General features: G+C 39.0%; 13 protein-coding genes and 1 riboswitch. All 13 genes read left to right on the forward strand.

Going from position 1 to position 12878, the window contains the following annotated elements; all coding sequences use genetic code 11:
- Positions 1 to 293: 293 nt before the first annotated feature.
- Positions 294 to 439: riboswitch (adenosylcobalamin (AdoCbl) riboswitch) on the reverse strand.
- A 277-nt stretch (positions 440 to 716) separates the two neighbouring features.
- A complete protein-coding gene (locus tag HMPREF9186_RS00285; protein WP_009730842.1) occupies positions 717 to 1859 on the forward strand; it encodes a 1-propanol dehydrogenase PduQ in 1143 nt (380 codons plus the stop codon).
- 42 nt (positions 1860 to 1901) lie between these two features.
- Complete coding sequence (gene pduB / locus HMPREF9186_RS00290) at positions 1902 to 2606, forward strand: propanediol utilization microcompartment protein PduB (RefSeq protein WP_009730843.1); 705 nt, start codon at positions 1902 to 1904, stop codon at positions 2604 to 2606.
- Between the two features lie 18 nt (positions 2607 to 2624).
- Positions 2625 to 4289 (forward strand): propanediol/glycerol family dehydratase large subunit, encoded by a 1665-nt coding sequence (locus tag HMPREF9186_RS00295; protein WP_009730844.1) that lies wholly within the window; start codon positions 2625 to 2627, stop codon positions 4287 to 4289.
- Between the two features lie 12 nt (positions 4290 to 4301).
- On the forward strand, positions 4302 to 4973 hold the full coding sequence (locus HMPREF9186_RS00300) for a propanediol/glycerol family dehydratase medium subunit (RefSeq protein WP_009730845.1): 672 nt from the start codon (positions 4302 to 4304) through the stop codon (positions 4971 to 4973).
- A gap of 15 nt (positions 4974 to 4988) precedes the next feature.
- Entirely contained in the window at positions 4989 to 5498 is a 510-nt protein-coding gene (locus HMPREF9186_RS00305; protein WP_009730846.1) for a diol dehydratase small subunit, read from the forward strand.
- A gap of 26 nt (positions 5499 to 5524) precedes the next feature.
- Positions 5525 to 7384, forward strand: coding sequence for a diol dehydratase reactivase subunit alpha (locus HMPREF9186_RS00310; protein WP_009730847.1), 1860 nt, complete (start codon positions 5525 to 5527; stop codon positions 7382 to 7384).
- Positions 7365 to 7745: a glycerol dehydratase reactivase beta/small subunit family protein gene (locus HMPREF9186_RS00315; protein WP_009730848.1), complete on the forward strand. Its 381-nt coding sequence runs from the start codon at positions 7365 to 7367 to the stop codon at positions 7743 to 7745. The genes HMPREF9186_RS00310 and HMPREF9186_RS00315 overlap by 20 nt, the downstream gene beginning before the upstream one ends.
- A gap of 32 nt (positions 7746 to 7777) precedes the next feature.
- A complete protein-coding gene (locus HMPREF9186_RS00320; protein WP_009730849.1) occupies positions 7778 to 8263 on the forward strand; it encodes a GlcG/HbpS family heme-binding protein in 486 nt (161 codons plus the stop codon).
- A 17-nt stretch (positions 8264 to 8280) separates the two neighbouring features.
- Entirely contained in the window at positions 8281 to 8994 is a 714-nt protein-coding gene (locus HMPREF9186_RS00325) for an MIP/aquaporin family protein (RefSeq protein ID WP_006596178.1), read from the forward strand.
- A gap of 142 nt (positions 8995 to 9136) precedes the next feature.
- Positions 9137 to 10330: an acetate/propionate family kinase gene (locus HMPREF9186_RS00330; protein WP_009730850.1), complete on the forward strand. Its 1194-nt coding sequence runs from the start codon at positions 9137 to 9139 to the stop codon at positions 10328 to 10330.
- A gap of 128 nt (positions 10331 to 10458) precedes the next feature.
- The gene (locus HMPREF9186_RS00335) at positions 10459 to 10803 is read left to right on the forward strand and encodes a BMC domain-containing protein (RefSeq protein WP_006596180.1); all 345 of its coding nucleotides are present in this window, start codon (positions 10459 to 10461) and stop codon (positions 10801 to 10803) included.
- A gap of 22 nt (positions 10804 to 10825) precedes the next feature.
- Entirely contained in the window at positions 10826 to 11404 is a 579-nt protein-coding gene (locus HMPREF9186_RS00340) for an ANTAR domain-containing response regulator (protein WP_009730851.1), read from the forward strand.
- Positions 11391 to 12827: a sensor histidine kinase gene (locus HMPREF9186_RS00345; RefSeq protein WP_009730852.1), complete on the forward strand. Its 1437-nt coding sequence runs from the start codon at positions 11391 to 11393 to the stop codon at positions 12825 to 12827. Before HMPREF9186_RS00340 ends, HMPREF9186_RS00345 begins: the two co-directional genes overlap by 14 nt.
- Positions 12828 to 12878 lie beyond the last annotated feature (51 nt).

The following is a 12878-nucleotide window of genomic DNA, read 5'->3' on the forward strand; positions in this document are numbered from 1 at the left end:
AACTAAAATTGGGGTAGTGCTTTTCTATTGATATCGAGACTAAAGTTTTGGAATAGAGCATCCTTTAGGAGAAAATAAAAAAACCTTACCTCCCCAGAGGGAAAGGCAAGGTTCACATTCGAAAGCCATATGTACATCAGTGTACAAACTTCATGTTAAGCATCGTTGGTTAACAGTAGCTCTCCAAATATTGACTCTGCTTCATCGCAGATGATGGAAAAACCATCCTTAGAAAATGATACGTACTTAAACGTAGAGTCAATAGGGGAAAGCACTATTTTGGTGTATTTCCTAACTGACATCACCACCTTACATCGAGGCGTGAAATCTACTAAAATTTAAGAATAAAGACCTGACTTAAAGCAAAGCTTATCACAGTGGCGGGACCGTGTTGGATTTTCACCAAACTTCCATACCCTTAAAAGTACCAAAATCATTTCTAGTAACTACATAATATCACGATCTGGAAGAAACCGCAAGTATTATGCTTAAAAAATATAAAAATATATGCTTTTTCTTTTGCGTTGAAAACGTTTTTATGGTATACTCTTTGTAAAGTACAAAGGAGTACAAATTTAAGCGACGAAGCTATATGAAATATGCCAAAACTTTGTGTGGTTTGGCTGTATTTCATGTGGCTTCTTTTTATGTATTCTGAAGAGTTTCATCTAGTAAAGGAGGTAAAATAATGAAACTCAAGAAAGAAAGGAGAACGGATGTATAACATATACTACAAAACACAAATTTATGTCGGCAAGGGTGCCTTGGCTCACTTGGGCGACTATCACAACCAATCGATATTGGTTGTTGCGGATCCATTTTTAAAAGAATCTGGACAGTTGGATCGCATTCTTGAATTCTTAGATACAAGTAACGATCTTGTGATCTTTACGGATATCGTTCCAGATCCGCCAATTGATGTCATCGTGGCAGGGATTAAAGCTACGGAAGGAAAATCAATCGATATTGTCTTATCAGTTGGTGGAGGATCTGCAATCGATGCTTCTAAAGCCATGTATTACTTTGCTAAGAAACAAGGTGTCTTTAAAGATGTGAAACTCATCTCTATCCCGACGACTAGTGGTACAGGCTCTGAAGTGACGAGTTTTGCAGTGATTACCGATGCTGAGAAAGAACAAAAGTATCCGATTGTCGATTGGGATATTTTACCAGAGGTCGCAATTTTGGATTCGAATTTGGTGGAAACTTTACCAGCTAATATCACAGCTGACACTGGTATGGATGTGTTGACGCATGCAATCGAGGCTTATGTTTCTAATAAAGCGACTGATTTTTCCGACGCTTTGGCTGAAAAAGCTATCAAATTAGTTTTTGAATACTTACCTCGTGCATACAAAGACGGGCATGATTTGGAAGCGCGTGAAAAAATGCATGTGGCCTCTACCTTGGCAGGAATGGCCTTCAACTCAGCTTCATTGGGGATCAATCATAGTATCGCCCATGCTGCAGGAGCAAAATTCCATATCCCACATGGACGTCTCAACAGCATCTTAATGCCGCATATTATCCAGTATAATGCTAATGTGACAACTAATGGTGCCCGCACAGGTAATTTGAATAAAGAAACTGCTGAACGCTATCAACAGATTGCTCGTTTATTAGGCTTGAGTGCTTCTACACCTGTTCTTGGTGTACGACAACTAGTCGATGCTGTTCGGAAACTTCAGAAGAAATTAGATCACCCAACTTCATTGAGCGCTTATGGAGTAGGACTTGAAGATTTTAATGAAAATAAGCGTGAGATTGCAGAAGCGGCCTTAGTGGATAAGTGTACGATTACGAATCCAAGAGTTCCTACAGTTGAAGAATTGTTGAAAGTTGTAGAACAGGCTTTTTAAAAATATTACAGTCGTTTTTATCATACATAAAGGAGTAATAAAATGGCTAATAATTGTAATGTTACTGAATTTGTTGGTTCAAATCCAACAGGAGATACCATTGGTCTCGTGATTGCCAATGTCGATCAACAGTTGTTGGATGCTATGAAGTTGAAAAAATACTATCGGTCCATTGGTATTATAGGTGCTCGTACAGGAGCTGGACCTCATATTATGGCTGCAGATGAAGCTGTAAAAGCTACAAATACAGAGATCGTTAGCATCGAATTACCTCGTGATACAAAAGGTGGAGCAGGACATGGTAACTTAATTATCTTTGGTGGAGAAGATGTATCAGATGTACGCCGTGCAGTAGAAGTAACTTTAGGTGAAGTCAATCGTACATTTGGAGATGTCTATGCCAATGAAGCAGGCCATATCGAATTGCAATACACTGCGAGAGCAAGCCATGCCATCGAAACAGCTTTTGGTGCTGAAGTTGGTCGTGCCTTTGGTCTCATTGTAGGTGCGCCTGCAGCCATCGGAGTTGTTATGGCGGATACTGCAGTTAAATCAGCTACAGTTGATGTTGTTGGTTATGCTTCACCAGGTAATGGTGGAACAAGCCATTCAAATGAGGTCATTTTGTTTATCAGTGGTGATTCTGGAGCAGTGAGACAAGCTGTCGTTTCTGCAAGAGAAATCGGGCTTCAATTGCTTGGAAGTCTCGGTGACACACCAGTGAATGGTCAGCCATCCTACATTTAGAGAATGGGGGAATGAAAGATGACAAAATCAAAACGTTTTGAAGTTCTCAGTAAACGACCAATTAATCAGGATGGATTCGTAACAGAGTGGGTTGAAGAAGGTTTAGTGGCTATGGATAGCCCTAATGATCCAAAGCCTAGTATTCGTATTGAAAATGGCGTCGTAGTTGAATTAGATGGAAAATCAAGAGAAGAATTTGATTTAATCGATCAGTTTATCGCTACTTATGGAATTGATTTGAAACATGCAGAAGAAGTTGTTCGAATGGATTCTAAAGAGATCGCTAACAAAATTTTAACTCCGAATGTACCACGTTCTGAAATTGTTCGATTGACCAAAGCAATGACTCCTGCAAAAATTTGTGAAGTTGTGAATCACATGAATGTTGTTGAAATCATGATGTGTTTGCAAAAAATGCGGACACGGAAACAAACAGCAACACAAGCGCACGTTACAAACGTGAATGATAATCCGGTACAGATTGCTGCGGATGCTGCAGAAGGGGCTCTGCGTGGATTTGCTGAACAAGAAACCACAGTAGCCGTTGTTCGTTATGCACCTTTCAATGCCTTGTCTCTTATGATTGGTTCGCAAGTTGGTCGTCCTGGAGTTCTCACTCAGTGTTCATTGGAAGAAGCAACAGAACTTGAATTTGGTATGCGTGGCTTCACGGCTTATGCTGAAACTATCTCCGTTTATGGTACAGAAGATGTATTTACAGATGGTGATGATACTCCTTGGTCAAAAGCCTTTTTGGCGTCTGCCTATGCTTCTCGTGGATTGAAGATGCGTTTTACTTCAGGGACTGGTTCAGAAGTTCAAATGGGACAAGCAGAAGGTAAGTCTATGCTTTACTTGGAAGCTCGCTGTCTATATATTACAAAAGCTGCGGGTGTTCAAGGAACACAAAATGGTTCTGTTAGTTGTATTGGTATTCCAGCAGCTGTTCCAAGTGGTATTCGTGCAGTCGTTGCTGAAAACTTAATTGCGACGATGCTGGACCTTGAATGTGCCTCTTCAAATGACCAAACATTTACTCACTCAGATTTGCGGCGTTCTGTACGTACCTTAATGCAGTTTGCACCTGGTACCGATTTTATTAACTCTGGATATTCTGCAACTCCAAACTATGACAATATGTTTGCTGGATCTAACTGGGATGCTGAAGATTTTGACGACTACAATGTTCTGCAACGTGACTTACGTGTAGATGGTGGTTTGCGCCCTGTTCGTGAAGAAGAAGTTATCAAGGTTCGGAATAAAGCGGCGCGTGTGATGCAAGCTCTATTTAAAGGTTTAGGTTTACCTGCTATCACAGATGAAGAAGTGGAAGCGGCGACTTATGCACACGGTTCAAAAGATATGCCTGACCGTGATAAGGTTGAAGATATCAAAGCGGCTCAAGGTATCCTTGAACGTGGTGTTCAAGGTGTGGATCTTATTAAGGCTTTGGCAAACAATGGCTTCCCAGAAATTGCCAATGAACTCTTGAATTTGTTTAAACAACGTGCTGCAGGTGACTTTTTACAAACGTCTGCTATTTTCGATAAAGATTGGAATGTTATATCAGCTATTAACTCTCCGAACGATTATGTTGGTGTCGGAACTGGACATCGCCTAGTGGGAGAAGAATGGGAAAAGGTTAAAGATATTCCACGTGCGATCGACCCTCGTGATATATAGGAGGACCTAACGATGACAGAAATAAATGAAACGTTGTTGCGCTCGATCATCGAGAGTGTGTTAAAAGAAGTGAAAGCAGAATCTAACGATCATGTAGAACCAACTCATCATGTAGATGCTACAACTACGGCATCCGTCAATGAGGGAACAGTTATTCGAAAAGTTGGGGTTGCTCAGCCAAGTCAATCTGTTGATGAAGTTGTTATTGCGGTTGGTCCAGCTTTTGGGGAACAACAAGTTAAAACAATGGTTGACATACCGCACACTGAAGTACTGAGACAATTAGTTGCAGGAATTGAAGAAGAAGGCTTGAAAGCTCGGATTGTGAAAGTATATCGTTCATCTGACGTGGCTTTCGTGGCTGTTGAAGGGGACCACCTTTCTGGTTCTGGAATTTCTATTGGTGTACAGTCCAAAGGAACAACTGTGATTCACCAACGTGATTTACCACCATTGAGTAATCTAGAACTCTTCCCTCAAGCACCACTCTTGACTCCTGAAACCTATCGTTTAATCGGCAAAAATGCTGCCAAATATGCAAAAGGTGAAACACCAAATCCTGTTCCTACCTTGAATGATCAAATGGCACGTCCAAAATATCAGGCTTACTCAGCTTTGCTTCACATTAAAGAAACAAAATTGGTCGTAAAAGGTAAGCCTGCAGATGAGTGTGTGTTAATTTAAAGTAGGAGGTCCACAATGGCAGAATCAGTTGAATTATTAGTAAAACAAATCTTAGAACAAATGAATCGTTCTGAGACAAGTGCTCCAAGCTTTTCAAGTAGCAATCAAGACGAAGCAACAGCTAATGATTATCCAATTGCTAAAAAGCATCCAGACTGGATTAAAATTGGAGATAACAAGAAATTTGAAGATGTTACATTGGAAAATATTCTTTCAGGTCGAATTTCATCTCAGGACTTACGGATTAAACCAGAGATTCTAATTAAACAAGGTGAAATCGCCAAAAATTCTGGTCGTGAGGCTATTCAATATAACTTTTCTCGTGCTGCTGAATTGACTCGTGTTCCAGACAAACGTGTTCTAGAAATTTACAATGCTTTACGTCCTTATCGTTCTTCTAAAGAGGAACTCTTATCCATTGCAGAAGAATTGGAAACACAATATCAAGCAAAGATTTGTGCAGGATTTATTAGAGAAGCCGCTGAACATTATGAACGTCGTAAGAAATTGAAAGGCGATAACTAGCAGCGAGATAGAATTGGAGGAAAATAGTGAAATATATCATTGGTGTTGATATTGGGAATTCCTCAACAGAAACTGCGTTAGCAGCATTCGATACTGCACAAAATAAACTTCACTTCCTTTCATCTGCTATTTCTGATACGACTGGTATTAAGGGAACGAAAGAAAATGTTCATGGAATCTATGATTCTCTTCGCAAATTAATGGCTAAGACGTCACTTGATTTAAAAGATATTAGTTTGATTCGCATTAACGAAGCAACGCCAGTTATCGGGGACGTAGCTATGGAAACCATTACGGAAACTGTGATTACAGAATCCACAATGATTGGTCATAATCCTCGGACCCCAGGCGGACTTGGTTTAGGTGTCGGGAAAACGGTTTATATTCTTGACTTAATTAATCAAGTGAAAACGGAGCCTTATATTGTAGTTGTTCCAAAGAATATTGATTTTGATTTAGTAGCGAAGTTGATCAATGCTTATTTTGAAAACGGTTACAATATTCAAGGAGCTGTGCTCCAAGCAGATGATGGTGTCTTGGTCAATAATCGTTTAAGATCTAAAATCCCGATCGTAGATGAGATTCTATACATTGATAAGGTGCCCTTGGGCATGTTAGCGGCGGTAGAAGTTGTAGAGCAGGGTAAAGTCATTACACAGTTATCTAATCCTTATGGGATTGCGACTGTTTTTGAACTGAATCCGGATGAAACAAAGAGCATTGTGCCAATCGCGCGTGCCCTGATTGGAAATCGTTCAGCGGTTGTGATTAAAACGCCAAAAGGTGATGTCAAAGCCCGTAAAATTCCAGCTGGGACAATTCAAATTATTGGTGAAAATCAAATCTTACGTGTGGATGTTTCTAAGGGATCTGAAGCGATCATGGAGCAGGTGGTCCTTGCTAATAATATCCAAAATGTAATTGGAGAAGCTGGAACAAACGTCGGTGGCATGCTTGAAAAAGTACGGCAAACCATGGCCAAACTGACAGATAAAAGTCAAGATCAGATAGCTATTCAAGATTTATTGGCAGTGAATACCTTTGTTCCGATCTCTGTTCAAGGGGGCTTGGCTGGTGAATTTTCTATGGAACAAGCAGTTGGAATTGCTTCTATGGTTAATTCTGATAAACTTCAAATGTCTATCATAGCGAAAGAAATTGAGCATGAGTTGGGCATCCCAGTTGAAATAGGAGGCTCTGAAGCAGAATCCGCTATTTTAGGGGCTTTGACGACTCCAGGATCAGACACCCCACTTGCTATTTTGGATTTGGGTGCTGGATCCACAGATGCTTCCATCATTAATAAGCAAGGTGAGATTCATGCCATTCACTTGGCAGGAGCAGGGGATATGGTGACCATGCTGATTAACTCAGAGCTTGGCCTTGAGAACCGTCATTTGGCGGAAGATATCAAAAAATATCCCTTAGCTAAAGTTGAGAGTCTTTTCCATATCCGTCATGAAGACGGAACTGTTCAATTCTTTGATCAACCCTTATCAAGTGATTTATTTGCACGTGTGGTTATAGTAAAAGGTGAACAAGAGTTTGTTCCGTTGAACAACCAGGACTTTTCCATTGAGAAGATTCGCTTGGTTCGGCAATCTGCTAAAGAGCGTGTATTTGTTACCAATGCGATTCGTGCTCTGAAACGGGTGAGTCCTACGGAAAATATTCGTGATATTCCTTTCGTCGTCATCGTTGGTGGTTCTGCATTAGACTTTGAAATTCCGCAGCTAGTGACAGAAGCTTTGTCACAACATGCCATCGTAGCTGGTCGCGGAAATGTACGAGGAAATGAAGGGCCAAGGAATGCTGTAGCCACTGGGTTAATCTTGACGTATGCTAGAGAGGCAGAGGGTGGCCGTTATGACTATTCAATTATCTAATAAACCAAAGATCATTTTCTATATCCCAAAGGATAGTGAAACAACTGTTTTTGATCAAGTTGGTTTTGGTATTGAAGAAGAAGGGATACCGTTTGAATATATTCAGGCAGAATCAGTTGAAGATGTTGTTTTAACAGCCCATCGTGCTTCTCATGAATCGTCCTTACTAGTTGGCATAGCGGCCAATAAACATGATATCGTCCTTCATTATAGGAATTTACCCAAAGAAAAATATGTTTATAGAATTAAACAATATGACGGTGTTGGAAATCGGGAGTTACGTTTATTGGGCACAAATGCCGCTCGGTTAGTTAAAGGGGTACCCTTTAACACAAGTTCGATTTTTGATGTTACATTTTAGTTCAAGATTAGCAGGAGGTGGTTAAAGTGACGATGAATGAGGATAAAATTGAAAAAATGACTTTAAAGATCCTTAAAGAAATTTTGAATCGTTATCCTGTTGAATCAAATCATTCGAATTATTCCAATCCACTCTATCAAAAGGCGTGGGATATTGTACAAAGAGCAGTGAAAAAAGCAAAAGACTTACAAGTTGATGTGGTCATTACAGTTCTTGATTCAAGTGCTCGCGTCATCATGACTTATAGAATGGAACATGCGTTATTAGTTAGCGATGAGATGGCTTATAAAAAAGCATATACTGCTGTAGGAATGAAAATGGAATCAAAAGATTTAAAACCATTAACTCAACCGGGACAATGGTTATATCAATTGGAAATGATGTTGGACAATAAAATTGTCAGTCTTTCTGGTGGGGTTCCAATTTTTGAGGGAGAACATCTACTGGGGTCCATTGGAGTCAGTGGTGGAAATTCTATACAAGACCAAGAAATTGCGTTATATGCCATCGATAGATAATAAGTAGAGGTATCATAATGGAAAAATATTTAGGTGAATTCTTAGGGACAATGGTCCTGATAGTCTTTGGTAATGGTCTTGGAGCATCTCTCAATTTGAACAAGGCAATCGCTAAAAATTTTGCTCCTAGCTGGTTCACAGCAGTCTTTGCTTGGGGCTTAGCAGTTACTCTAGGCGTTTATACGGCAGGATTTTATAATTCAGGTGGTCATTTAAATCCATCAGTTACCATTGCATTTGCGATTGGCGGATCATTCCCTTGGGATCAAGTGTTTGGTTACATCATTGCGCAAGTAGCAGGAGCTTTCGTTGGTGCTGCGATTATAACAGTGATGTACCATACACACTTTAAGGAAACAAGTCAAGAAGAAGGAAATTCAGTGGGCATTTTTGCAACGGGTCCAGCGATTCCAAATCCTTTCTATAATTTACTCAGTGAAATTATTGCGACTTTCTTCTTTATCTTTGCTTTGCTGATGATTACTCACGGTGAAATAACACCTGGATTAACACCTGTTCTAGTTGGTTTATTAATCATGGCAGTGGGTCTATCTTTGGGTTCAACTACAGGATTTGCCCTCAATCCAGCCCGTGATTTCGGTCCTCGCTTAGCGTATGCTATTTTACCGATTCCAAATAAAGGGGATGCAAATTGGTCTTATGCCTGGATTCCAATCGTAGGTCCTACTATTGGAGCGATTTTAGCAGTCCTACTTGTCAATATCATGTAATCGTGGAATACGCAAAAAAGCAGAAAAATATACAACTTGATGAGAACAAGCATGATTGTTTAAAAAGTTGTACATAATAGATTGTAGGACAGAAGCTATTGAAATGAGGTCTGTCCTACTTCTTTATTTAGAAGGTGAAAAAATGTCGGATAAAATATTAGCAATCAATGCAGGAAGCTCATCTTTGAAATTTCAGTTACTAGAAATGCCAAGTGAAGCAGTTATAGCTAAAGGGATCTTTGATCGTATCGGTTTTAAAGATGGTAAAGTAAAGTATCAAACCAAAAGAAACCAAGTTCAAAAAAGTGTTTGTATACCTAGCCATGAATTTGCAGTTCAAGTTTTGCTAGGGACTCTTGTAGAGAGTGGAGAAATTCATTCAATAGAAGAGATTGTTGGAGTTGGTCATCGGGTTGCCCATGGTGGAGAGAGTTTTAAAGGATCTGTATTGATAGATGAAAAAAATGAGGAGATCATTTCAGATTTAGGAGATTTGGCACCGAGTCATAATCCGGTCAGTCTTTCTGTTATCAAGTCATTTAAAACTCATTTTCCTAGCATCAAAAATGTCGCTGTTTTTGACACTTCTTTCCATCAGACCATGGACCCGGTTCACTACCTTTATCCCTTGCCTTATAGTTTGTACGAAAAGTTTCATGTTCGAAAATATGGTTTTCATGGTATCAGCCACGCCTATATTGCAGAAACGGTAGAAAAGATCTTTCAGCAAGAAGAGCATGCTAAGGAAAATGTTAAAATCATTAGTTGTCATTTAGGAAATGGTGCCAGTATTTGTGCGATCAAAGAGCAGCAGTCAGTAAATACGAGTATGGGCTTCACCCCTATTGATGGATTAATGATGGGGTCGCGATGTGGAAGTATTGACCCAATGATCATCCCTTACTTGGTTGAAAGACAGCAGATGCCAATCCATGAAGTCAAGAAACTACTGAATGAAGCTTCAGGTCTCCTTGGAATTTCTGAAATGAGCAATGATATGCGTGATTTGATTCAAGCTGCGACGGAAGGGAATCAAAAAGCAGCATTAGCTATTGAGATGTTTGTGAATCGTGTGGCCCATACGATCGCATCCTATATAGTAGATCTTGATGGACTTGATGCCTTAGTATTTACTGGAGGAATTGGAGAGAATGCAGCCCTAATCCGTTCCTTGATCGTTGATAAATTACAGGTGTTCGGAATGTCTGTGAACAAAGAGCTAAATGAAAATGGCAGTTTGTATATCCAAGATTCCAATTCCAATTGTAAGATCCTTGTCGTTCAAACGAATGAAGAATTGATGATTGCTAGAGAAACTTATCGTTTAAGCGTATAGCTAAAAGACAGATAGACGTTTGAAACAAAGATTGTGAAAATTTAGAGTTGAAAGCGGATACCAATTATAGTATAATCATATTATTTGGAACTATATTTATTGTAAAACCAATCCAGAGGTGGTAATATATGTCAGAAAAACAAAGAATGATTCAGGAATATGTTCCTGGGAAACAAGTCACATTAGCTCATTTGATTGCGAGTCCTGATCCAGTAATTTTTGAAAAATTGGGGTTACAGACTGATTTTCAAGATGCTATTGGAATATTAACCATCACTCCAAGTGAGGCAGCTATTATTGCTGTGGATATTGCTACGAAAGCAGCGGGAGTACAGATTGGTTTTGTCGATCGCTTTAGTGGATCGGTTGTCATGACTGGAGATGTTGCATCAGTAGATGCTTCACTCCATGCAGTTCTAAATGGCTTAGAGGAAATACTAGGCTTTTCAAGTACCATTGTAACAAGAACATAATTTCAAACGAGGGAAGGATTTCATGAAGGGCAGAATACTAATTTGTGATGATGATCCAATTATTCGCTTAGATATCAAACAAATTTTAGAACAGTCAGATTATGAAGTGGCTGCAGAAGCAAGTGATGGTTTTGAAGCTATCGAACTTTGCCAAAAACACTTTTTCGATCTAGTCATTATGGATATTAAATTACCATTACTGGACGGATTATCCGCGGGGAAAAAAATACTAGATGATGGATTGGCGTACGGGGTGATTATTCTCTCTGCATTTAGCGATGACCATTATGTTCAAAAAGCGAGTTTAACGGGTGCTAGTGCCTATTTAGTAAAACCGTTGGATGCAAAATCGTTAATTCCTACAATAGCAGTTTGTATAGAGAAAGGGCGGCAACAGCAATTACTTTCAAAGGAATTAATCAAAATTAGTAAAAAGCTCGACGATCGAATTCTCTTAGAAAAGGCAAAAGGGCTCTTGATGACAAGAGATAATCTTTCAGAACCTGAAGCTTTTAAACAGATTCGGACCATTAGTATGCAAAAACGCGTTCCAATGATTGAAATTGCAAAATTGCTGTTATTAAATAATGAAGCACAATAATCAAATAAAGAAATTTTGTGAAGATAAAACGGATTTAAATGAGGCGGATATTGATTACTTGATTCGGCAATCAGAGGCGGTTTTATCTAGCAAAGAGTTTATGGATAAGGACGTCTTCATTGATGTCAAAAATATTTATTCTGACCATGCAATTGTCGTTTTCCATAGAAAGCCTCATACAAAGGAAAGCTTATATGAAAAGACAGTGGTAGGGCAATCAGCATTTTTGGAAAACGAACCAGGGGTGCTACGAACTCTCCAGACAGGGGTTCCTTCTGTTGGACTCCGTGGACAATCGCAAGAAGGAGTTGCAATTGAACAGACTGTTTTTCCGATTACTAGAGGAGAAAAAGTCATTGCTACTTTAATTGTTGAAAGTGATTTTTCAAATAGCTTTTCGTCTAGCTTCTCTCTCAAGCCTTCTAAAGGTGACAATTCTTACATTTTTCAAGCTCCTTCAGAATCAAGTCGAGAAGACGAAGTTTCCTTACTGGATTATGTAGAAGATGCAGTATTAGTGTTTGATCAGGGAGGATTTCTACTCCATTGCAATCAGTCTGCTGTTCTTTTATATCGAACGAAGTTGGGCTACTTGGATAGTGTTCAAGGAATGCATTATGATAATCTTTCCTTGGATGGAACCATCTTTTCTGAATTAGTAGAAGATCATTTTTCAGATAGTAATAAAACCGTTAAGTATGGGAAGCACTATTTTCAAGTCAAGTGTTACCCCAATGCTCGCAATCAACAAACTGTTCTTACCATAAGGGATATCAGTGACCTTAAAGAAAAAGACAAAGAGATTCAAGAGAGTGTGATAGCGTCTCGAGAAATTAATCACCGTGTTAAAAATCATCTGCAAACCATTATTTCTTTATTGCGATTGCAAGGAGCACAGGTTAAAGAATCGGGTACAAAGGTTGCTTTCGAAGATTGTATTAACCGGATTTTCTCGATTGCTGCTACCTATGAGCTTCTTTCTAGTCAAGAACATGAGCAAATCGATCTGAAGTCCCTAATTGAAATTGTTTCATCGAATCTTCAACGCTGTTTTGCAGAAAGACCTGATATTCAATTAAAATTGGAATTATGTGATCAAATCTATCTAGATCATAATAGAGCATCATCATTAGCGCTGGTTATTAATGAATTATTACAAAATGCTTATGAGCATGCTTTTTCCAATAAAAAATATCAAAAAAATAAAAAAAATCAATGTATTCGTTTGCAAATGACGAAAAATGATGATATAATACGTATACAAGTAATTGATAATGGTAGCGGTTACAATGTCGAAACCGTGGGCCAAGAGCATCTTGGTTTAATCCTTGTTCAACGATTTGTAGATAGCAAATTATCCGGAAGACTTGTGACAACTTCAAATCATGAGGGAACACAAGTTAAGATAATTTTTAAAGTGTAAATAATAAAAGACTAACAATGAAGTCAGTCGAAAAGCAATGACGCTTAAAGA

The organism is Streptococcus sp. F0442, from assembly GCF_000314795.2.
Taxonomy (GTDB): Bacteria; Bacillota; Bacilli; order Lactobacillales; family Streptococcaceae; genus Streptococcus.